The sequence below is a fragment of the Nocardia neocaledoniensis genome (assembly GCF_003182135.1).
GTDB classification, from domain to species: domain Bacteria; phylum Actinomycetota; class Actinomycetes; order Mycobacteriales; family Mycobacteriaceae; genus Nocardia; species Nocardia neocaledoniensis.
The window spans coordinates 709,858-731,065 of sequence record NZ_QGTL01000004.1 but is presented as its reverse complement, the minus strand read 5'-3'; the positions used below and the strand labels follow the sequence as shown (position 1 = coordinate 731,065).

General features: G+C 69.2%; 15 protein-coding genes. 3 read left to right on the top strand and 12 right to left on the bottom strand.

Annotation, left to right across the window (positions count from 1 at the left end; genetic code table 11):
- Positions 1-35: 35 nt before the first annotated feature.
- From DFR69_RS15345 to DFR69_RS15315, 7 genes are all read right to left on the bottom strand, one after another.
- Positions 36-494, bottom strand: coding sequence for a DUF6247 family protein (locus tag DFR69_RS15345; protein WP_110038173.1), 459 nt, complete (start codon positions 492-494; stop codon positions 36-38).
- A 113-nt stretch (positions 495-607) separates the two neighbouring features.
- Positions 608-2,056, bottom strand: coding sequence for an NCS1 family nucleobase:cation symporter-1 (locus DFR69_RS15340; protein ID WP_110038172.1), 1,449 nt, complete (start codon positions 2,054-2,056; stop codon positions 608-610).
- A gap of 26 nt (positions 2,057-2,082) precedes the next feature.
- Positions 2,083-3,585: a CoA-acylating methylmalonate-semialdehyde dehydrogenase gene (locus DFR69_RS15335; protein WP_110038171.1), complete on the bottom strand. Its 1,503-nt coding sequence runs from the start codon at positions 3,583-3,585 to the stop codon at positions 2,083-2,085.
- Positions 3,582-4,910, bottom strand: coding sequence for an aspartate aminotransferase family protein (locus DFR69_RS15330; protein WP_110038170.1), 1,329 nt, complete (start codon positions 4,908-4,910; stop codon positions 3,582-3,584). The genes DFR69_RS15335 and DFR69_RS15330 overlap by 4 nt, the downstream gene beginning before the upstream one ends.
- A complete protein-coding gene (locus tag DFR69_RS15325) occupies positions 4,907-5,932 on the bottom strand; it encodes a TIGR03842 family LLM class F420-dependent oxidoreductase (protein ID WP_110038169.1) in 1,026 nt (341 codons plus the stop codon). The genes DFR69_RS15330 and DFR69_RS15325 overlap by 4 nt, the downstream gene beginning before the upstream one ends.
- 9 nt (positions 5,933-5,941) lie before the next feature.
- Positions 5,942-7,363: a dihydropyrimidinase gene (gene hydA, locus DFR69_RS15320; protein WP_110038168.1), complete on the bottom strand. Its 1,422-nt coding sequence runs from the start codon at positions 7,361-7,363 to the stop codon at positions 5,942-5,944.
- 16 nt (positions 7,364-7,379) lie between these two features.
- Complete coding sequence (locus DFR69_RS15315; protein ID WP_110038167.1) at positions 7,380-8,228, bottom strand: nitrilase-related carbon-nitrogen hydrolase; 849 nt, start codon at positions 8,226-8,228, stop codon at positions 7,380-7,382.
- A 110-nt stretch (positions 8,229-8,338) separates the two neighbouring features.
- Here DFR69_RS15315 and DFR69_RS15310 point away from each other — a divergent pair, with 110 nt between their 5' ends.
- Positions 8,339-9,703, top strand: coding sequence for an aminotransferase-like domain-containing protein (locus tag DFR69_RS15310; protein WP_110038166.1), 1,365 nt, complete (start codon positions 8,339-8,341; stop codon positions 9,701-9,703).
- A 68-nt stretch (positions 9,704-9,771) separates the two neighbouring features.
- Here the strand turns inward: DFR69_RS15310 and DFR69_RS15305 are convergent, their stop codons facing one another.
- From DFR69_RS15305 to DFR69_RS35220, 3 genes are all read right to left on the bottom strand, one after another.
- Positions 9,772-11,922, bottom strand: a complete 2,151-nt coding sequence (locus DFR69_RS15305; RefSeq protein WP_110038165.1) for a 3-hydroxyacyl-CoA dehydrogenase NAD-binding domain-containing protein — start codon at positions 11,920-11,922, stop codon at positions 9,772-9,774.
- A 39-nt stretch (positions 11,923-11,961) separates the two neighbouring features.
- A complete protein-coding gene (locus tag DFR69_RS15300) occupies positions 11,962-13,176 on the bottom strand; it encodes an acetyl-CoA C-acetyltransferase (protein ID WP_110038164.1) in 1,215 nt (404 codons plus the stop codon).
- A 189-nt stretch (positions 13,177-13,365) separates the two neighbouring features.
- Positions 13,366-16,380, bottom strand: coding sequence for a DNA polymerase III subunit gamma and tau (locus DFR69_RS35220; RefSeq protein WP_341867797.1), 3,015 nt, complete (start codon positions 16,378-16,380; stop codon positions 13,366-13,368).
- Between the two features lie 439 nt (positions 16,381-16,819).
- Here DFR69_RS35220 and DFR69_RS15290 point away from each other — a divergent pair, with 439 nt between their 5' ends.
- Positions 16,820-17,647 (top strand): hypothetical protein, encoded by an 828-nt coding sequence (locus DFR69_RS15290; protein ID WP_110038163.1) that lies wholly within the window; start codon positions 16,820-16,822, stop codon positions 17,645-17,647.
- Between the two features lie 79 nt (positions 17,648-17,726).
- On the top strand, positions 17,727-19,007 hold the full coding sequence (locus DFR69_RS15285) for an ammonium transporter (RefSeq protein WP_110038162.1): 1,281 nt from the start codon (positions 17,727-17,729) through the stop codon (positions 19,005-19,007).
- 3 nt (positions 19,008-19,010) lie between these two features.
- On the opposite strand, the gene DFR69_RS15280 is transcribed toward DFR69_RS15285, so the two are convergent.
- Complete coding sequence (locus DFR69_RS15280) at positions 19,011-20,051, bottom strand: neutral zinc metallopeptidase (RefSeq protein ID WP_244198261.1); 1,041 nt, start codon at positions 20,049-20,051, stop codon at positions 19,011-19,013.
- A 96-nt stretch (positions 20,052-20,147) separates the two neighbouring features.
- Entirely contained in the window at positions 20,148-21,059 is a 912-nt protein-coding gene (locus DFR69_RS15275; RefSeq protein ID WP_110038160.1) for a neutral zinc metallopeptidase, read from the bottom strand.
- Positions 21,060-21,208 lie beyond the last annotated feature (149 nt).

Genomic DNA, 21,208 nt, shown 5'->3' with positions numbered 1-21,208 from the left:
AGGCGCGACTCGGTCACCTCGTTTCGGCGACATGCCTAGTCCACCTCGGGTTCCGGCACGGGGCCGAAGTCGGTGTCGATCGGTTCTGTGAGCTGCTCGACCAGGCCGGGGTCGGTATAGATATAGGCCGTGTTGCGCCAATCGTGCACAGTGCGGTGAAGCGAGGACCACTCGCCCACTTCGGCTGATGCCTGGAACGCGCGCGCGAAGTCCTTGACGAACAGGGTGCGCTCAGACTCCGGCAGCAGGTCCACCCAGGGGAACTCGTCGATCAACGCAGCGGCGGCGGCTTCAGCAGGCAAGTGCACCAGTACATTACGCAGCGCACGCGCGGCCAGCACCGCGCCTTCGGCCTGTCCCTGCGCCCGATCTTCGCGAATCAGCAACAGCGCGGCGCCATCGCGGCGTCGCACGCGCACGTCACCTTCGTCGGCCAGCCTCGCGACCTGCTTGGGGTCGCGCTGCAGTTCGCTCCACTGCACCTCGGTGATCACGGCTACCTCAGCATCTCGAACAGATTTCTGAATTTTTTCAGAACTTCCTCGTTCAGTATGGCACGCCGGAGCCCCGCCACGCGATCCGCGCGCGACGGGGCTCTCGGTGTCGATCAGCCCGCCGCGGCGGGTTTGTGGAGGTTGAGGGCGTACATGACCAGGGCGCCGAGGGTGGCGCCTACCGGCCAGGAGAGGGCGGTGATGTTGCCGGAGTCGGGGGCGAGGGCGACGATGACCGCGACCGGGCCCGCGATGGCCAGGGCGATCAGGGCCTTGGGGTTGAAGCCGCGGGTGTACCAGTAGCTGCCGGTGGGCTCGTCGCTGTAGAGGTCGGCCAGGACGGTGCGCTGTTTGCGGACCAGGTAGTAGTCGACGACGAGGATGCCGAAGACCGGGCCCATCAGGGCGCCGACGCCGCCGAGGAAGTAGATGATGAAGTTCTGGTTCTCCCACAGCTTCCACGGCAGGACCACGATCGATAGCAGCGCGGTGATTACGCCGCCGGTGCGGAACGAGATGTACTTCGGCGCCGCGTTGGAGATGTCGTAGGCCGGCGAGACGAAGTTCAGCACCACGTTGATGCCCACGGTCGCGGTGGCGAACAGCACCGCGGCGATCACCACGATCACATCGCTGTCGATGTCGGCGACCAGCGCCACCGGATCGGCGAGCACCTTGCCGTACACCTTCAGCGTGGCCAGCGCGATGATGATCGAGAGCACCACGAACGCGGTCTCGTTGAACGGGATGCCCCAGGCGTTGCCGCGCAGCACCGCCTTACGGCTGGGCGAGAAGCGCGCGAAGTCGGCGTAGTTCACCAGCGGACCCGCCATGAACGCCACCATCAGGAACGCCACGCCGACGAAGGTCGCGACGGTCGCGCCCCCGCTGAGCGGTTCCCCGGCCCGCGCGTTGAAGTCGATGCTCCAGTCGGCCTTGCCGAGAATCCAGATCGCCAGCGCGATCATCCCGATCCAGACCGCGGGCCCGGCGAAGTCGGAGGCCTTGCGCACCACCTCCATGCCGTAGTTGATGATCGCCAGCTGCACCGTCCACAGCACCAGGAACGCGATCCAGCCCAGCGTGGACAGGCCGAGGATGTCGTTGCCGGTGAGCGATTCGAGTCCGGGCGCCACCCGCAACAGCAGGATCATCAGCGCGGTGGAGGCCAGGTAGGTCTGGATGCCGTACCAGAACACCGCGACCAGGGCCCGCAGCAGCGCGGGGATGTTGGCGCCGAACACCCCGAACGCGCCGCGGGCGAAGACCGGGAACGGCACCCCGACCTTCTGCCCCGCGACGCCGATCAGATTGCTGCCCAGCCACAGCAGCAGCACGCCGGCGAACAGCGCGAGCATCGTCTGCCAACCGGTCATGCCGAGCGCGAGCATGCCGACGGCGAAGCCGTAGCTGGCGATGCTGTGTGCCGAGGTCATCCAGAGGCAGAAGATGTCCCAGGTACGCCAGGTCGCCGTCTCCTTGGTAGTCGGTGCCAAGTCGTCGTTGACCAGCGTGGAACTGCTCGGCGCGTCATCGGACGGCCGTACCCGAGTTTCTGTCATCGGATGTCCTTAGTGCTTCGATCGTGCTAACTGTTCCGCGGAAAACCGAGGTCGATGCCGCCGTGGCTCGGATCGAGCCAGCGGGAAGTGATCGCCTTCTCCTGGGTGAAGAAGGCGAAACCGTTGGGGCCGTAGGCTTTCGCGTCGCCGAACAGCGACGCCTTCCAACCGCCGAAACTGTGGTAGGCCACCGGGACCGGGATCGGCACGTTCACGCCGATCATGCCCACGTTCACCTGCCGCTGGAAGCGCCGCGCCGCGCCGCCGTCGTTGGTGAAGATGGCGGTGCCGTTGCCGTAGGGCGAGGCGTTGATCAGCTCGACGGCCTGCTCGAATCCCTCGACCCGCACCACCGACAGCACCGGGCCGAAGATCTCGTCGCGGTAGACCGCCGAGCTCACCGGCACCCGGTCGATCAGGGTCGGGCCGAGCCAGAAGCCGTTCGGGTCTCCGTCGAAGGTGGACGCACGCCCGTCGACCACCAGTTCCGCGGCGTCGGCGACGGCGGTGTCGAGGTAACCGGCCACCTTGTCGCGGTGCTCGCGGGTGATCAGCGGGCCCATGTCGCAGCCGCGGCGGCCGTCGCCGGTGCGCAGGTCCTTCATCCGCTCGGCGATCCGCGCGACCAGCTCGTCGGCGACCGATTCGGTGGCCAGGACCACGCTCACCGCCATGCACCGCTCGCCCGCCGAGCCGAAACCGGCGTTGACGGCGGCATCGGCGGCCAGGTCGAGGTCGGCGTCGGGCAGCACCAGCATGTGGTTCTTCGCTCCGCCGAGCGCCTGCACGCGCTTGCCGTTGGCGCTCGCGGTCCGGTACACGTACTCGGCGATCGGAGTGGAGCCGACGAACGAGATGGCCCCGACCTCGGGATGAGTGAGCAGCGCGTCCACGGCTTCCTTGTCGCCGTGCACCACATTGAGCACGCCGGCGGGCAGCCCGGCGTCGGCGGCCACCTCGGCCAGCCAGTTCGCCGCCGACGGATCCTTCTCGCTCGGCTTGAGCACCACGGTGTTGCCCGCCGCGATGGCGATCGGGAAGAACCACAGCGGCACCATCGCCGGGAAGTTGAACGGGCTGATGATGCCGACCACGCCGACGGGCTCGCGCACCGAGTAGACGTCGACCCCGGTCGAGGCGTTCTGGCTGAACTCGCCCTTGAGCAGGTGCGGCATCGAGAGCGTGAACTCCACCACCTCGAGCCCGCGCGCGATCTCGCCCGCCGCGTCCGAGAGCACCTTGCCGTGTTCGGCGGTGAGGATCTCGGCCAGCGCGTCCTTGCGGGCGTTGAGCAGTTCGCGGAAATTCAGCAGGAAGCGGTGCCGCGTGGCGATCGACGAATCCCGCCAGGCGGGCAGCGCGGCGGCCGCGGCCTTGACCGCGGCGTCGACATCGGTGGCCGTGGCCATCCGGACCGTGCGGCGCGGTACCCCGAGGGCGGGGTCGAACACCGGTGCGGTGCGGGTGGATTCACCGGTCCACGGCTTGCCGTCGACCCAGTGCTCGAGCGTGTCGGTGGGGTGCGTCATCGGATCTCCAAAGTGTCGGCCAATACATCACTGAGCGCGGCGACGGCCTCGGCGACCTCGGCCTCGGTGACCACGCAGGGTGGAACGAAATGAATCCGGTTGTCGGCGCCGAACACCAGCACGCCCCTGGCGGCCAGTCCGGCTTTGACGCGCGCGATGGTCGCGGCGTCGACGGGTTCGCGGGTGGTGCGGTCGGCGACCAGCTCGATCGCCCAGAACACGCCCTCGCCACGGACCTCGCCGACGATCGGGTGCTCGGCGGCAAGCTTGTCCAGCGCCGGACCGATCACCGTGCGCCCGATGCGCTCGGCGTTGTCGACGATGCCCTCCTCGGCCATCACGTCCAGCGCCGCCACGATGGAGGCGGCCGCCAGCGGATGGCCGCTGTAGGTCAGGCCACCGGGGAAGACGCGGTCGTCGAAGGTCGCGGCGATCTCGTCCGAGATGACGATGCCGCCGACCGGCACGTAGCCGGAGTTCACGCCCTTGGCGAAGGTGATCAGGTCCGGGGTCACGTCGTAGCCGTCGAAGGCGAACCACCGTCCGGTGCGGCCGAATCCGCACATCACCTCGTCGAGGATCAGCACGATGCCGTAGCGGTCGGCGATGGCGCGCACTCCGGCCAGATAGCCCGGCGGCGGCACCAGGATGCCCGCGGTGCCCGGCACGCTCTCCACCAGGATCGCCGCGATGGTCTGCGGCCCCTCCGCCTGCACCACCCGTTCCAGGTGGCGCAGCGCGCGCTCGCTCTCCTGTTCCGGTGTCTCCGCCCAGAATTCGCTGCGATACAGGTACGGACCGAAATAGTGGACGTGGCCGCGCGCGTACTCGTTCGGCATCCGGCGCCAGTCGCCGGTCGCGACCACAGCCGCGCCGGTGTTGCCGTGATAGGACCGGTAGGCCGAGAGCACCTTGTCGCGTCCGGTGTGCAGGCGCGCCATCCGCATCGCGTTCTCGTTGGCGTCGGCGCCGCCGTTGGTGAAGAACACCTTGTTCATGCCCTCGGGCGCGTGCGCGGTGATCCGCTGCGCCGCCTCGCCGCGCTGCAGGTTCGCCACGGCCGGACCGATCGTGGTCAGCCGCGCGGCCTGCTCGGCGATCGCGGCCGTGACCACCGGATGCTGGTGTCCGATATTGACATTCACCATCTGGCTGGCGAAATCGAGGTACTCGCGGCCCGCGTGGTCCCAGACCCGGCAGCCGCGTCCGCCCGACAACACCATCGGATCCAGGCTGCCCTGCGCCGACCACGAATGGAACACGTGGGCGCGGTCGAGTTCGTAGGCGCGCGCGTCCAGGTCGACGCCGACCGTCGCCCCGGTCATGCCGACACCTTCGTCGCGGTGACGGCCTGGCGCAGCCGCGGGATCACCGTTTCGCCGTAGACACGCAAGGTCTCCTCCTTGTTGTCGTGTTGCAGATAGCCCGCGAACTGGTCGACGCCGAGATCGGCGAGCGCGCGCAGCTTCGCGATGTGTTCCTCCGAAGTGCCGAGCAGGCAGAATCGCTCCACGATCTCGTCGGAGACGAAGTCGGCGTGGGTGTTTCCGGCCCGGCCGTGCTGGTTGTAGTCGTAGCCCTTGCGGCCCTCGATGTAGTCGGTGAGCGCCTGCGGCACACCGCCGCCGGTGCCGTAGCGCTCGACGATGTCGGCCACGTGGTTGCCGACCATGCCGCCGAACCAGCGGCACTGGTCGCGCATGTGCGCGCGATCGGTGCCGATGTACATGGGCGCGGCCACGCAGATCTTGATCGAATCCGGGTCGCGGCCGGCCGCTTTCGCCGCCGCGCGCACGGTGCCGATCATCCATTCGGCGATGTCGAGGTCGGCCAGCTGCAGGATGTATCCGTCGGCCACCTCGCCGGTCAGCGCCAGTGCCTTCGGCCCGTAGGCCGCCACCCAGACGTCGAGCGTCGAGCCGGTGCTCCACGGGAATTGCAGTGTGCTGCCGTTGTATTCGACCGGACGCGAGTTGGCCAGCTCCCGGATCACGTGGATCGATTCGCGCAGAGTGGCCAGTGTGGTCGGCTTTCCGCCGCCCACCCGGACCGCCGAGTCACCGCGCCCGATCCCGCAGATGGTGCGGTTGCCGTACATCTCGTTGAGCGTGGCGTACAGCGAGGCGGTGACCGTCCAGTCGCGGGTGGCCGGGTTGGTCACCATCGGCCCGACTGTGATCCGCCTGGTCTCGTGCAGGATCTGGCTGTAGAGGACGTACGGCTCCTGCCACAGCAGGTGCGAGTCGAAGGTCCACAGGTGGCTGAAGCCGTGCGCCTCGGCCAGTTTCGCCAGCTGCACGGTGCGCGCTGCCGGCGGGTCGCACTGAAGTACCGCTCCGAATTCCATGGCGTCTCCTCAGATCAGGTACTGGCACTGGTCGCGGCGCACGAACTTGCCGTCGCCCTTGCGCCCCCGGTATTCGCCGTCGGCGACCACGACCTTGCCGCGCGAGAGCACCACGTCGACGTGACCGTCGATCTCGTAGCCCTCCCAGGCGGAGTGGTCCATGTTCATGTGATGCGTCTTGCCCAGCCCGATGGAGGTGTGCCCGTTCGGGTCGTAGACCACGATGTCGGCGTCGGCGCCCGGTGCGAGCACGCCCTTGCGGCCGTAGAGGCCGAACATCCTGGCGGGGGTGGTCGAGGTGATCTCGACCCAGCGCTCCAGGGTGATCCGGCCGTCCACCACGCCCTGGTACATCAGGTCCATCCGGTGCTCGACCGAGCCGATCCCGTTGGGAATCTTGGAGAAATCGCCGATCCCCATGTCCTTCTGCCCCTTCATGCAGAACGGGCAGTGATCGGTGGACACCATCTGCAGATCGTTGGTGCGCAGTGCCTGCCACACCTGGTTCTGGTGTTCCTCCTCACGCGAGCGCAGCGGCGTCGAGCACACCCATTTCGCGCCCTCGAAACCCGGTGCGCCCAGGTTGTCCTCGAGCGAGAGGTACAAGTACTGCGGACAGGTCTCGCCGAACACATTGCGGCCGCGATCGCGGGCCGCGGCCAGCTGCGCCACCGCCTGTTTGGCCGACACGTGCACCACGTACAGCGGCGCGCCGGTGAGGTCGGCGAGCATGATCGCGCGGTGGGTGGCCTCCTCCTCGAGCTGCCAGGCCCTGGCGACGCCGTGGTAGTACGGGTCGGTCTTGCCCTGGGCCAGCAGCTGTTCGACGAGCACGTCGATGGCGGGGCCGTTCTCGGCGTGCATCATCGTGAGCAGGCCGGTGTCGGCGCCGGTCTGCATGGCGCGCAGGATCTGCGCGTCGTCGCTGTAGAACACGCCGGGGTAGGCCATGAACAGCTTGTAGCTGGTGATGCCCTCGTCGGGCAGCCTGCGCAGCTCGGCCAGCGACTCCTTGTTCACCTCGCCGATGATCTGGTGGAACGAGTAGTCGACGGCGCACTGCCCGGCCGCCATGTCGTGCCAGGTCTGCAGGCTCTCCGGCACCCGCTCACCGAACTTCTGCACCGCGAAGTCGATGATCATGGTGGTGCCGCCCCAGGCGGCGGCCCTGGTGCCGGTCTCGAAGTCGTCGGCGGCGGTGGTGCCGCCGAACGGCATCGACATGTGCGTGTGCGCGTCGATGCCGCCCGGGATGACGTACTTGCCGCTCGCGTCGATGACGGTGTCGACCGTCTCGGCGAGGTTCGCGCCGAGCACCGTGCTGCCCGGTTCGAGCAGCGCGACAATGCGTTCACCGTCGACGAGCACGTCGGCCGCGCCCCGTCCCGTCGCCGAGACGACGGTGCCGCCTGTGATCAAAGTGGTTGCCATACAGGTCCTCCCGCACTCAGGGCGCCACGATGGCGTCGTAGGAGTCCGGGCGGCGATCGCGATAGAACTGCCAGTCGCTGCGCACCTCGCGCACCAGATCCAGATCGATCTCGCGGATCACCAGTTCGTCGGTGTCGGTGGAGGCGACGTCGCCGACGTAGTTGCCGCGCGGATCGACGAAATACGAGCTGCCGTAGAAGGTCACCGCGTCGTCGCCGAATTCGGCCGTCTCCGTGCCGATCCGGTTGTTCGCGGCGATGTAGTACTGGTTCGCCGCGGCGGCCGCGGGCTGCTCGAGTTCCCAGAGCCGGTTGGACAGACCGGGTTTGGTGGCCGAGGGGTTGAACACCAGCTCGGCGCCGCCGAGGCCGTAGGCGCGCCAGCCCTCGGGGAAGTGCCGGTCGTAGCAGATGTAGACGCCGATCTTGCCGACCGCGGTGTCGAACACCGGATAGCCGAGATTGCCGGGGCGGAAGTAGAACTTCTCCCAGAAGCTCGGCAGGTGGGGGATGTGGTGCTTACGGTATTTGCCCAGGTAGGTGCCGTCGGCGTCGATCACCGCCGCGGTGTTGTACAGCACGCCGGGCTGGTCTTCCTCGTACACCGGCAGCACGATCACCATCTGATGCGCCCGCGCCAGTTCGGCGAACCGCTCGGTGGTCGGGCCGGGGACCGATTCGGCGTACTCGTAGTACTTCTTGTCCTGCACATTGCCGAAATACGGGCCGTAGAACAGTTCCTGGAAGCAGATGACCTGCACTCCAGCGGCCGCGGCTTCCTCGACGAATCCCTCATGCTTGGTGAGCATCGATTTCTTGTCGCCGGTCCACGTTGCCTGGGTGATGGCTGCCTTGATTGTCGTCACCTGTCGATCTCCTACCGAAGTTGGTTATGTTATCTTCGACGGTAAACATTTCCTGAATATTTCAGTCAATGCCGGAAGTGTAAATCTCGCGACGCGATCGAGAAGTGGAAATGAACGACCGGATTCAGATCGATGACCCGACCCCCGCCGGGATCGCCGGGGCCATCGCCCGCCTGATCACCAGCGGAGAGCTACGTCCGGGCGATCGGCTGCCGACCGTGCGGGAACTGTCAAGCCGCCTGGGCGTGAGCCCGGCGACCGTCAGCCACGGCTGGCGGGCGCTGGCGCAGGCCGGGCTCGTGGTCTCGCGGGGGCGCAGCGGGACCTTCGTCGCCGAGGGCGGCACCCGCCCCCGGCCCGTCTCCCGCACCGACGGCATGACCAAGGGCGCCACCTCGGCGCGGCTCGACCTCTCGCTGGGCACCCCCGACCCGCTGCTGCTGCCCGAGGTCGGCACGATCCTGTCGCGGCTGGCCCTCGGCACCGAGACCACCGACTACCACCAGGCGCCGGTCGTGCCCGAGCTCGGCCGCCTGCTCCAGGCCGACTGGCCGACGAAGTCGGGGGCGCTCACCGTCGTTGACGGGGCCATGGACGCCGTCGCCCGCAGCCTGCAGGCGGTCGTCCGCTTCGGCGACCGGGTGATCGTGGAAGACCCCACCTTCCCCTACATCCTCGACTACCTCGACTCCATCGGCGCCGAGACCGTCCCCGTCGGCATGGACGAAGAGGGCTTGCTACCAGGCGAATTCGCGCGCGCACTGGCCACCGGCGCCACCGCAGCCGTGCTGCAACCCCGCGCGCAGAACCCCACCGGGGCGTCGATGAGCGCCGAGCGCGCCGCGGAACTGGCCGACATCCTGCGCCGCGGCGACCATCGGTGCGTGGTCATCGAGGACGACCACTCCGGGCCGGTGGTGCCCGCCGCCGACGTGAGCCTCGGGCGCTGGCTGCCCGACCAGGTGCTGCACGTGCGCAGCTACTCCAAATCGCACGGACCCGACCTGCGGATCGCGGCGCTGTCGGGCCCGGAGGAGATCATCGACCGGATCGTGGCCACCCGGGTGCTCGGCCCCGGCTGGACGCCACGCATCCTGCAGCGGCTGCTGTACGAGATGCTGCGCGACGAGACCGTCACCCGCACGGTGGAATTCGCGCGCGACCAATACCAGGCCCGGCGCCGCGCGCTGGTCACCGCGCTCGGCGCGCGCGGCGTCCGCGTCGCCGACGGGCAGGGCCTCAACGCGTGGCTGCCCGTCGCCGACGAGCGCACCGCGCTGGTTCACCTGGCCGCCAACGGCATCCGGGTCGCGCCCGGCGGGCCGTTCTTCGCCGCCGACCGCGGGCATCCCGAGGCGGTGCGCGTCACCATCGCCCCGCTGACCGACGGCGTCGACGAGGTGGCCGCCGTGCTCGCCATGGCCGCACGCCCCCGCCAGGCCGAATACTTCTCTCTCGGCGACGCCCCCGCCTGACCACACAATGACGGAAGCCCGCCACCGAGACGGTGACGGGCTTCCGACCGGCCGGAGCCGGGTACCGCTTACTTGCGCAGGGAGGCCGGAACCTCGAAGCGCGGGCCGAACTTCTTCGCCAGCTCGTCGGCGCGGGCCACGAAGGCCTCCTGGCCGCCCGGGTAACCGACGATGAACTGGTGCACGCCACCGGTCCAGGCCGGGAAGCCGATGCCGAAGATCGAGCCGATGTTCGCGTCGGCGGTGCTGGTGAGCACGCCTTCGTCGAAGCACTTCTGGGTCTCGATGGCCTCGGCGAACATCATCCGGTCCTTGAGATCCTGGAAGGTCACGCCCTCCGGGAGCTCACGCTGCGAGTTGTAGAGCGAGCGCAGCTCGTCCCACAGGCCGGTGGCCTTGCCGTCGACGTAGTCGTAGAAGCCGGCGCCGCCCGCCTTGCCCTTGCGGTCGTACTTGCCGACCAGGGTGTCGAGCACCTCGGCAGTCTTCGCGGAGGCGGCGTTGAGCTCGCCACCGGCCGCGATGATGGCTTCGGCGGTCTCCTTGTAGATCTTCTGCATGGTGGTGAAGTTCAGCTCGTCGCTGAGCTTCAGCGGCGCGGCCGGGTAGCCCGCCTGCAGACCGGCCTGCTCGACCGTCGACGGGTCGACGCCCTCGGCGACCATCGAGATGGCCTCGTTGATGAAGGTGCCGATCACGCGCGAGGTGAAGAAGCCGCGGCTGTCGTTGACGACGATCGGGGTCTTCTTGATGGCGAGGGTGTAGTCGTACACCCGGGCCAGCGCCTCGTCGGAGGTCTTCTCGCCCTTGATGATCTCCACCAGCGGCATCTTGTCCACGGGGGAGAAGAAGTGGATACCGATGAAGTCCTCGGAGCGCTTCACACCGTCGGCCAGCAGGGTGATCGGCAGGGTCGAGGTGTTCGAGCCGAGCAGCGCGTCGGCGTCGACGATGTCCTCGATCTCCTGGAAGACCTTGTTCTTGAGGTCGGGGTTCTCGAACACGGCCTCGATCACGAAGTCGACGCCCTTGAAGTCGGCGGCGTCCGCGGTCGGGGTGATGCGAGCCAGCAGCGCGTCGGACTTCTCCTGGGTGGTCTTGCCACGGGAGAGCGCCTTCTTCTCGATGGCCTCCGAGTACGCCTTGCCCTTCTCGGCGGCCGCGAGCTCGACGTCCTTGAGGACGACCTCGTAGCCGGCCTTGGCGGAGACGTAGGCGATGCCCGCGCCCATCATGCCCGCGCCGATGACGCCGATCTTCTTGATCTCACGCTTGGGCACGTCCTTCGGCCGCGAACCGCCACCGTTGATGTGGTTCAGGTCGAAGAAGAACGCCTGGATCATGTTCTTCGCGACCGGGCCGGTCAGCAGGCTCGTGAAGTAACGACCCTCGATGGTCAGCGCGTTGTCGATGTCGACCTGCGCGCCCTCGACCGCCGCGGCCATGATGGCGCGCGGGGCGGGCATGTTGGTGCCCTTGATCTGCTTGCGCAGGTTGGCCGGGAACGCGGGCAGGTTCGCCGCGAAGGCCGGGGTGGACGGGGTGCCGCCGGGGATCTTGAAGCCCTTCTTGTCCCACGGCTGAGCAGCCTCGGGGTTGGCCGCGATCCACGCCTTGGCGGCGGGCAGCAGCTCCTCGACCGAGGACACGACCTCGTCGATCAGGCCGATTTCCTTGGCCTTGGTGACGCGGTGCCGCTGACCCTGCAGCAGCACCTGCATCAGCGCGCCCTGCAGGCCGAGCATGCGCACGGTGCGGGTCACGCCGCCGCCACCGGGCAGCAGGCCCAGGGAGACCTCGGGCAGGCCGATGGCCGAACCCTTGACGTCGGCCGCGACGCGGTAGTGGGTCGCCAGCGCGATCTCCAGGCCACCGCCGAGGGCGGCGCCGTTGATGGCGGCCACGACCGGCTTGCCCAGCTGCTCCAGGCGACGCAGCGGCGCCTTGACGCCCTCGAGCATCTTGACGACCTCGGCCGCGTCGTTCGGGCCGACCTTGAGCATGTTCTTCAGGTCGCCGCCGGCGAAGAAGGTCTTCTTGCCGGAGGTGATGACGACACCGGTGATGTCGTCCTTCTCGGCCTCCAGGCGGTCCACGGTCGCGGCCATCGAGGAGATGTACGCGTCGTTCATGGTGTTGGCGCCCTGGCTGGGGTCGTCGATCGTGAGGACGACCACGCCGTCGGCGTCCTTCTCCCAGCCGATGATGTTGTCAGTCATAGTTTTTCGTTCTCTCCTATGAGAAGTGTCGGCCGGGGATCAGACGCGCTCGATGATGGTGGCGACACCCATGCCGCCGCCGATGCACAGGGTGACCAGGCCGTAGCGCGCGTTGCGGCGCTCCAGCTCGTCGACCACGGTGCCGGTGATCATCGCGCCGGTGGCGCCCAGCGGGTGGCCCATGGCGATCGCGCCGCCGTTGACGTTCAGCTTCTCGTCCGGGACGTTCAGGTCCTTCTGGAACTTCAGCACCACGGAGGCGAACGCCTCGTTGATCTCCACGAGGTCCATGTCCTCGATGGTCAGACCGGCGCGGTCCAGGGCCTTCTTCGCGGCCGGGGTCGGGCCGGTCAGCATGATGGTGGAGTCGGCGCCGGAGGTCGCGGTGGCGACGATGCGGGCCTTCGGGGTCAGACCCGAGTTCTTGCCCGCCTCCTCGGAGCCGATCAGCACCAGGGCAGCGCCGTCGACGATGCCCGAGCTGTTGCCACCGTGGTGGACGTGGTTGATCTTCTCGATGTAGGTGTACTTCTGCAGCGCGACGGCGTCGAAGCCACCCATCTCACCGATGCCGGCGAAGGAGGGGTTCAGCTTGCCCAGGTCGGCGGCGGTGGTGCCGGGGCGCATGTGCTCGTCGTTGTCCAGCACGACCAGGCCGTTGATGTCCTTGACCGGGACGATCGACTTGGCGAAGTAGCCGCCGGTGGTGGCCTTGGCGGCCAGCTCCTGCGAACGCACCGCGTAGGCGTCGACGTCATCACGGGAGAAGCCCTCGATGGTGGCGATCAGGTCGGCCGAGATGCCCTGCGGCACGAAGTAGCCGTCGTAGTTGGTGGCCGGGTCGAGCGCCCAGGCGCCGCCGTCGGAGCCCATCGGCACGCGCGACATGGACTCGACGCCACCGGCGATGACGAGGTCGTCGAAGCCGGAGCGCACCTTCTGCGCGGCCAGGTTCACGGCCTCGAGGCCGGAGGCGCAGAAGCGGTTGAGCTGGAAGCCACCGACGGTGTCGGGCAGGCCAGCGGTGGTCACCGCGACGCGGGCGATGTCCATGCCCTGGTCACCGACCGGGGTGACGACGCCCAGGATCAGGTCCGAGATCTGGTCCTCGTCGAGGTTGGGGAAGCGGCCACGCAGCTCCTGGATCAGACCAACAGTCAGATCGATCGGCTTGACCGAGTGCAGCGAGCCGTTCTTCTTGCCGCGGCCGCGCGGAGTGCGGATGGCCTCGTAGATGTAGGCCTCTGTGGTCATATCGGAGTGTTTCCTTCCTTGGGGTGCGGTGGCCGCACGAACGCCACGACCTATCGTCTTCGACGCCGTACAAATCCGGCAGCACCAGCGGAGCATAGAGCCATGCCCCATCCGGCGATTCCGGCCACCCGTTCATACTACCGTGGTGTGCGAACTCCGGTTAACTTAACGTGGTCCGGCCGGTGGCTGTCAACCATCCAGACTCTTCGCTCCGAGCTCCGCCCGCAGCAACGCCAGAGCGACCTCATCAGGGTCCTGCCGGTCACCGGGAGCCACCGGCTCCGCGGCGGCGGCCAGCATCTCTTGCTCCTCCTCCGGCGTCGGCGGTGCCAATGCGGCATCACCACGCGCGGATTCCCCACCCGACCGGCCCGGATCCGACGGGTACCCCTCCTCGGGGCCCGGGTCGTCCGGCAGGTCGGGAAAATCGGGCGGCGGGATGTCGTCCTCACCGGCCTGCCTGGCCTGGCCCGCCGGATTGCCCTTCGCCTGGCTCGGGCGCGAGAACTTCGGCCGTCCCGCGGGCTTGGCCTCCCCCGGCCCCGCCCCGCGCGCCGCACCGCCCGCCGCCTTCGCGGCCGGAGCGGGCCTGGGCGCGGGCGTCCCCGTCTCCCAGCGCACATCCAGTTCCCGCCCGAGCACCGCCCGCACGGCTGAGCGCACGGCGTCGATATTGCGCGGATCCGACAATCGCTGCGCCAACGGCGGGCTCTGATGCGCGAAAACGATGGTGCTGCCCTCGGCCCGCGACACCGCCGCCCCCGACAACAACGCCTGGAGCGTAGGCCCGAACTCCCGCACCTTCCCCTTGATCTCGGCCCAGGCCCCCTCGACCACAGCGATGAGGTCTTCGGCAGGCTGCTGCGCGGGAGCGGGATCCTGCTGCGGTGCCGCGGGTTCCCGATGCGGTGCTGCCTCGTCCCGCGAACCAGGCGCCTGAGTCGCCGCGGACGACTGAGCGGCCCGGCCCGCCTGCTGCGAGGAATCGGCCTGCGGCGACGAATCAGCTCGACGCGTCGGCGCTTCCGGTTCGCTCGGCGCCGGTTCGGGGCGCTGCGACTCATGGGCCGCCGACGGCGCCACGGCAGCGGCACCGACACCCGCGTCGGGTTCGGCAGCCTGATCAGCCGGATGCGGGTCCGACGAAGAGTGTTGAGCGGGAACGTCTTCCGCGACGCCGTGGCGAGTGGACACCTCGGCGGCCGACCGGTCCGCCGACGCGCTCCGGGCAGCGATTCGCGGATCCGGCTGAGCAGTCGCGCTCGGCGCACCGACCTGCGAGTTCGGCTGTACGACCGGCGCTCCGGACTGGACAGGTGGCGCACCCGCGGCGCGCACCTGCGGGCCCGGCTGGGTGCTCGGTGCACTCGCGGCGGCCTGCTGGTTCAGCTGCGCGTCCGGCACGCCCGCCTGGTCAGACGGCCCACTCGACCCACCGACCTGCTGGTCCGGCTGGGTGCCTGGCGCACTCGACGGGGCAGACGAAGCACTCGACGCACCGACCTGCCGATTCGGCTGGGCGACAGGCGCGCCCGCCTGGTCAGACGGCTGACTCGTCCCACCGACCTGCGGATTCGGCTGGAAGACTACGCCGTCCGACCCAGCAGGCGGTGCGCTTGGAGCGCCGCCCTGCGGATTCGGCTGGACACTCGGCCCGCCCGGACCGGCGGAAGTCGCGCTCGCATCGGCAACTTGCGGGTGCGGCTGGGCGGCCGGCCCACCCGGCCCAGCGGAAGGTGCGCTCGCAGCGCCGCCCTGCGGGTGCGACTGGGCGGGCACTCCACCCGGTCCAGCGGGCGGTGCGCTCGCGGCGCCGGACTGCCGGTTCGACGCGGACATTGCCGGGTTCGCGGATGCGGCCGACCCCGTGGGCGCTGCCGATCCGCTTGCGGCTGCTTCTTTTTCGGCGCGGGCGGCGGCCAGGAGTTCCGCGCCGCGGCGGCGGTTGCCGGAGCCGGCGGGCGGGGCCGGGCGTTCGGCGGGCGGGGCGACGTCGTCGGAGGGGGTGGGCGCGCGGTCGGCCGAGGGGGCGGCTGCGGGGCGGGCGCCCGAGGCGAAGCCGCGTTCCAGGCGTTCGAGGCGTTGCAGGGTGGCGGACTCGGCGTCGGAGACCGAGGGCAGGAGCATGCGGGCGCAGATGACCTCGAGGAGCAGGCGGGGGGCGGTGGCGCCGCGCATCTCGCCCAGGCCCTCGTGCAGGAGTTCGGCGTAGCGGGTGAGGGTGGCCGGGCCGAGGCGTTCGGCCTGGTCGCGCATGCGTTCCAGGACATCGCCGGGGCCGGAGACCAGGCCGCGGTCGGCGGCGTCGGGGACCGCGCGCAGCAGGATCAGGTCGCGCAGGCGCTCGAGCAGGTCGACGGCGAAGCGGCGCGGATCGTGGCCCGCCTCCATCACGCTGTCGATCGTGCCGAACAGGGCGGCGCCGTCGTCGGCGGCCAGCGCGTCGACGGCGTCGTCGATCAACGCCACGTCGGTGACACCGAGCAGCGAGACCGCGCGCTGGTAGGTGACGCCGTCGGGCCCGGCACCGGCCAGCAGCTGGTCGAGCACGCTCAGACTGTCGCGCGGCGAACCCCCACCGGCCCGGATGACCAGCGGATACACCGCCTCCTCCACCGGCACGTGCTCCTGCTCGCAGATCTTGCCGAGCAGGCCACGCATGGTGGCCGGGGGCAGCAGCCGGAACGGGTAGTGGTGCGTGCGCGAGCGGATCGTCGGCAGCACCTTGTCCGGCTCGGTGGTGGCGAAGATGAAGATCAGGTGGGCGGGCGGCTCCTCGACGATCTTGAGCAGCGCGTTGAAGCCGGCCGTGGTGACCATGTGCGCCTCGTCGACGATGAACACGCGGTAGCGCGACTCGGCGGGCGCGTAGAACGCGCGGTCGCGCAGTTCGCGGGTGTCGTCGACACCGCCGTGGCTGGCCGCGTCGAGTTCGATGACGTCCAGGTTGCCCGCGCCGCCCGGCCCGAGCGCCACACAGGAGGCGCAGACGCCGCATGGCGTCGAGGTCGGGCCCTCCACGCAGTTGAGCGAGCGCGCGAGAATGCGTGCGGAGGAGGTCTTTCCGCAGCCGCGGGGCCCGGAGAACAGATACGCATGGCTGATCCGCCCGGTGTCCAGCGCCGTACTCAGCGGGTCGGTGACATGCTCCTGACCCACTACCTCAGCGAACGTCGCCGGTCGATACTTCCGGTACAGAGCCACGGCCCACAGGCTACCGGCGACGTGTGACAGGTGGGTGCGCGGCTGACGCATCGCCACCCGCCCCGAAGCCCTTCGGCAAACGTGACATGAATCACAGTTCTGTTCGAGGTCGGAACAATTCCGACAAATCTGGGTGACCAGGTGCAACGGCCGAGTTATCGACTGCTCCCCGAGGGGTGAATTCGCCTGTCAGCCGCCATCAATCCTGGTTGTGCCGAGAATGCATACTCACTCCCGGATATCGCCCGACATTCTGGAAGTAACGAAACCATCAACCGTGGTGACAGCGTCGCAAGCCCCTGGCTACCGTGGATCTCGGCAACTTCGGTGGCCAAACCTTCATCAGGTTGGTGACCCCGGCCGGTCCCTCATCCCGACCGGGGCACAACCTTCACGCACCGTATCGCTCCCCCACCGCCGACCGGAGGAACGTTTCACCGTGCTGTCGTGTGATGACATCGCAGCCGCTTGGCTCGCCCACACCGATTTCGCCGGCGACCACGCCGCGGTCGGCCTGCTGAGCCGGGCGATCAGCCCCCAGGACTTCGACATCAAGCGCGATTCGCTGCCCGTCGCCGCTGCGGCGGACCCGGCGACCGCCGCCGCCATCCTGCAACTGCTCGAACGCGGACAGGTGCCGACCATGGCCGCGATCCGCACCCTCACCGCGCAGAACGAGATGCGCCGCGAGGCCGAGCGGATCGAGCGCCTCGGCAGGCGCGCGCAGCGCAGCATCGACGAGTTCGGCCGCATCCTGGCCAGGCTCGCCGCCGCGCACTGGACCGAACACGGCATCGGTCCCACCCGCCGCGACATCCTCGCCGACGCCGAGATCACCGAACTCATCGCCGAGCGGGTCGGCGAGATCGCGCCGTCGGCCGTGAAGCATCTGTGGCTGATCGAACGGGCGCAGCGCGCGGGCTGGATCGCCTCGAACGCGAACCCGGGTTCGCTGTGCCCGGCCCGGCGCTGGCACACCACCAAGTACGGCAACCGGGTGTCGCAGAAGCCGGTCAACACGGTCGGCAAGCTGGTCGCCGGGTTCGTCGTCGACCACGCGGCCGAGCGCGGCAGGCCGCCGAGCTGGGCGGCCCTGGCCCGCGACGTGCGCGACGACCGCGGCCGCCGCGTCTTCTTCGACGTCGCCGACGCGCACGCCCAGCGCCGCTGGCTGGTCACCGCCGAGTGGCTCGCCGACAGCGACGACGACCTCCCCACCCCCGGCAAGCGCGGCCGCCGGGCGCTGGCGAAGGAAAACCGCAGCTAGTACCCGCCGCTACCACGCGACCGGGGAGGTCGTCGGGTAATTTCCTTCCACGCACTCACGCGGAGAAGAAGGAGTTACCGTGCCCGCAACGATCGACCCTGCGGCCACCGCCTGGCTGTTAGCGGCTACCGCCATGGTGCTGTTGATGACGCCGGCGCTGGCCGTCTTCTACGGCGGGATGGTGCGCTCGACCGGCGTGCTGAACATGCTGATGATGAGCTTCATCGCGATCCCGCTGGTCACCGTGGTCTGGCTGGTTGCCGGGTACAGCCTCGCCTTCGGCGACGACGCGGGCGGCGGCCTGATCGGCAACCTGGAACACGCGGGCCTGGCCGGGATCAATCCCGATTCCGTGCGCGGGACGATCCCGGAACTGCTGTTCGTCACCTTCCAGCTGACCTTCGCGATCCTCACCGCCGCGCTGGTCTCCGGCGCGATCGCCGACCGCGCGAAGTTCACCGGCTGGATGGTCTTCGTCCCGCTGTGGACGCTCGCGGTGTACGCGCCGATCGCGCACTGGGTATGGGGTCCCGACGGCTGGCTGCTCGGCTTCGGCGCGCTCGACTACGCGGGCGGCCTGGTGGTCGAGATCGCTTCCGGCGCTTCGGCACTGGCCCTGGCGCTGGTACTCGGTCCGCGCATCGGCTTCAACATCGACGCGATGCGCCCGCACAACCTGCCGTTCGTGCTGCTCGGCGCGGGGCTGCTGTGGTTCGGCTGGTTCGGTTTCAACGCCGGATCGGCGCTGGGCGCGAGCGGTACCGCGGCGGCGGTCTTCCTCAACACCCTGGTGGCGGGCAGTCTGGGCATGCTCGGCTGGCTGCTCGTCGAGCAGATCCGCGACGGCAGGCCGACGACGTTCGGCGCGGCCTCGGGCGCGGTGGCGGGCCTGGTGGCGATCACCCCGTCCTGCGGCGTGATCAACACCCTCGGCGCGGTGATCGTCGGCCTGGCGGCGGGCGTCGTGTGTTCGTTCGCCGTCGGCTGGAAGCACAGGGCGGGCTATGACGATTCGCTCGACGTGGTGGGCGTGCACTTCGTCGGCGGCATCGTCGGCACGATCCTGATCGGCCTGCTCGCCACCGAGGTGATGACCGGCGGCGTGAACGGGCTGTTCTACGGCGGCGGACTCGCGCAGCTCGGCAAGCAGCTGGTGGCGGTGCTCGTGGTGGCCGCGTACGCGTTCGCGGTGTCGTTCGTGCTCGGCAAGGGCATCGACAAGATCATCGGCTTCCGCGTGAGCAAGGAGGACGAGACCGCCGGCATCGACTTCGCCCTGCACGCCGAGACCGCGTATGCCGAAGGGGTGCACGGTAGTTCGCCGCGCCGCTTCGGCGAGGGGCACTACGGCGGGCACTGACCGCTAGCTGACCTCGTCCGCGGGGGCGAGCCAGGTGTTGCACTCGAAATTGCGGTTCTTGGTGTAGCCGTGGTTGTACCAGTTGCCGTTGTGTTCGGGAGTGCCGTGATCGCGGTGGCGGCCGTCGCCGTCACCGCGGTTGTAGTTGTGCTTCACCGCGGCGTAGCCCTCCTGCGAGGTCCACGAGCCGCCCGCTTCGGAGGAACCGATGTACATCCCGCCGAAGCAGCTGGCCTGCAGTTCCATTCGGCGTGAGGTCTCCAGACCGCCCGCCGACATGGTGCCCTGTTCGCGGCGCTGATTCGACGAGGCCTGCAGCAGCCCCGTGAGACCTTGCACGTGGTGGCCGTATTCGTGCGCGTACACCGACAGCGCCTCCATCGGCGGGTACGGGGTGTTGTGGAGCACCAGTCCCGCCGTGGACATGTAGATGGTGGTCGACGCGCTGCAGTAGAAGGCGTCGCTGCTCGCCCCGCCGCACGGCGAGGACAACTCCGACGGATTCACCGCGACGACCAGGCCCGGACTGCGGAACGGCAGGTTCGCCGCCGCCAGGTTTGCCTTCCACATCTCGTCGAGGCAGACCTGCGCCGCGGCGAAGAACGCCTTGGCGACGGCGGCGTCGGTCGACCAGCGGGGCAGATCGCAGTCCAGATTGCCGAGCCCCGCGTCGTCGTCGCGGAACAGCGGATGCTGACCGAGGGCGATCACCGGTTGCGGCCCAGCGGGTTTCGTCGTGGTCGGCGCGGTGGTGCGGGCCGAGGTGCGCGGCGAGGTGGTGCTGGTAGGCGCCGAACTCGTCGTCGGCACCGGCGAATTCGAGCTGTAGGTGTGGCTCGGCGGAGTGGTGGTCGCGGCCCGCTTGTCCGCGCTCTGCTCCGACAGGCCGACGGCGGCCACCACGAGCGCGGCGACGATCCCGCACACCGTCAACGCGGTGAGCAGCGATCCGAACCAACCGCTCTTGCGCGGTGGTGGCGGCCGATACCCGTGCGGCGCATAGCCATACGGCGGCGGCAGGGGCCGACCATAGGGCGGGGGCATCGGCTGCTGATACCCGTAGGGCCGCGGCGGGTATCCGTAGGGCTGCGGCGGGTAGCCATGGGGCGGCCCAGGGCGCGGCGGCATACTCACAACGGGCTAGCTGACTTCGCTCGCCGACGCGGTGAAGGTGTTGCACTGAGCGGTGAGATTGTGCTCGAGCCCGGCCTCGAACCACTGGCCGCCGTGCTCGGAGGTGCCGTGGTCGCGCATGTCGCCGGGGCCGTCGCCGCGGCCGTAGGAATCCTTGGTGGCCAGGTTGACCTGGCCGGAGGACAGCGAGCCGCCGCCCTTCGAGGAGGCGATGAACATGCCGTCGAAGCAGTTGGCCTGCAACTCGACTCGGCGCGAGAGCTCGAGACCCTTGTCCGAGCGGACGCCAGCGTCGACCCGTTCGCTGTTGGCCTTGCGCAGGATGCCGGACTGGGCCTGCACGTGGTGGCCGTACTCGTGCGCGAACACCGACAGGTAGATGACCCAGTTGTCGCGGAACTGCTCGGTCTGCAACTGGCTGATCGGCATGTAGATGGTCTTGTTGGCCGCGCAGTAGAAGGCGGCGAAATTGCTCGTCGATCCGGTGCACGGGGTCGTGATGCCCGCCGTGGTCGCGGTGACGCTCAGCGTCGGCGACTCGAACGGCAGATTGTTCGCCGCCATCACCGGCTTCCACGCGGCTTCAAGGCAGGTCGCGGCGGATTCGAAGAACGCGCGCGCCTTCTCCACCTGGGTACCCCACGGCGCGTAGTCGCAGGCGGCGGGGACCAGGGTGCCGTCGGCATCGGTGAGCAGCGGATTGTCGGCGGTCGCCGCGGGCGCGGTGCCGGGTTCGGGTTCGTAGGTGGTGCTCGGCTTCGGGCCGATCGCGCCGATCCCGACGTCGATTCCGGTGTTGACGGCGAACTTCACCAGGCCGCCGACGACGAGGAAGACGATCACGAGCAACAGCGAGGTCAGCCCGCCGCGGCCCTTGCGCGGCGGCGGAGTCGGCCTGCCGGGCGGCCCATAGGGCATCGGCGGCGGCCGGTAGCCGGGCGGCGGGCCGTAGCCCTGCCGCGGCGCATAACCCTGTGGATAACCCTGCGGCTGTGGATAACCCTGCGGACCGTAGCCCGGCTGCGGACGATATCCCGGTGGCGGCCCATACCCAGGGGGCGGCGGAA

Bases quoted from the DNA above. Each gene is read 5' to 3' on its own strand.
- DFR69_RS15280 (WP_244198261.1), bottom strand. From the start codon at position 20,051: ATGCCCCCGCCCTATGGTCGGCCCCTGCCGCCGCCGTATGGCTATGCG.
- DFR69_RS15340 (WP_110038172.1), bottom strand. From the start codon at position 2,056: ATGACAGAAACTCGGGTACGGCCGTCCGATGACGCGCCGAGCAGTTCC.
- DFR69_RS15325 (WP_110038169.1), bottom strand. From the start codon at position 5,932: ATGGAATTCGGAGCGGTACTTCAGTGCGACCCGCCGGCAGCGCGCACC.
- DFR69_RS15275 (WP_110038160.1), bottom strand. From the start codon at position 21,059: ATGCCCTATGGGCCGCCCGGCAGGCCGACTCCGCCGCCGCGCAAGGGC.
- DFR69_RS15330 (WP_110038170.1), bottom strand. From the start codon at position 4,910: ATGACCGGGGCGACGGTCGGCGTCGACCTGGACGCGCGCGCCTACGAA.
- hydA (WP_110038168.1), bottom strand. From the start codon at position 7,363: ATGGCAACCACTTTGATCACAGGCGGCACCGTCGTCTCGGCGACGGGA.
- DFR69_RS15305 (WP_110038165.1), bottom strand. From the start codon at position 11,922: ATGACTGACAACATCATCGGCTGGGAGAAGGACGCCGACGGCGTGGTC.
- DFR69_RS15310 (WP_110038166.1), top strand. From the start codon at position 8,339: ATGAACGACCGGATTCAGATCGATGACCCGACCCCCGCCGGGATCGCC.
- DFR69_RS15300 (WP_110038164.1), bottom strand. From the start codon at position 13,176: ATGACCACAGAGGCCTACATCTACGAGGCCATCCGCACTCCGCGCGGC.
- DFR69_RS15335 (WP_110038171.1), bottom strand. From the start codon at position 3,585: ATGACGCACCCCACCGACACGCTCGAGCACTGGGTCGACGGCAAGCCG.